The organism is Clostridium sp. AM25-23AC (genome assembly GCF_003435125.1).
Classification (GTDB): Bacteria; Bacillota; Clostridia; order Lachnospirales; family Lachnospiraceae; genus Pilosibacter; species Pilosibacter fragilis.
Window position 1 is genome coordinate 1 of sequence record NZ_QWGI01000063.1, and the last position, 396, is coordinate 396.

1 protein-coding gene and 1 pseudogene are annotated in these 396 nt (G+C 54.3%); both read right to left on the bottom strand.

What is annotated here, in order from left to right; all coding sequences use genetic code 11:
* Positions 1-275, bottom strand: a 275-nt coding sequence (locus tag DW677_RS17475; RefSeq protein ID WP_181968396.1) for a 2-dehydropantoate 2-reductase N-terminal domain-containing protein, incomplete at its 3' end; no start/stop codon positions are given.
* Positions 272-396: pseudogene (locus DW677_RS18995) on the bottom strand (class I SAM-dependent methyltransferase); the annotation flags it as partial. The gene DW677_RS17475 and the pseudogene DW677_RS18995, both read right to left, overlap by 4 nt.

The window sequence follows — 396 nt, forward strand, 5'->3', positions numbered from 1 at the left end:
TTCGCCCGCAGCGTGTCCAGAGCGGAATCCAGCTGTGTATAGCGCAGGACCACAAAGATCACATCGTACTTTGCATCCGGTGCAAGTTCAGTCACCACCGGAATGCGGCTGACCGAGGTGCGGAGCGAAAATTTGTCCTTGATCCGCAGGCCGTTCTGCTTGATCTCCGCAGCCCAGTTTCCCCGCGCAAGCAGAGTGACATCCTTTCCGGCGCGCAGCAGATTTCTTGCCAGATTGCACCCCAGAACGCCTGCACCATATACCAGAATTTTCATAGCTTGCCTCCAAATCCGATCTTCACGATCTGCATTTTCATCCCGTTGTCCCCGACCCTTGCAAGAAACCGAAAAAAGCCGCTGACGGAAGGGTCTTTCAGGTCGTTGTAGCCCATCATAT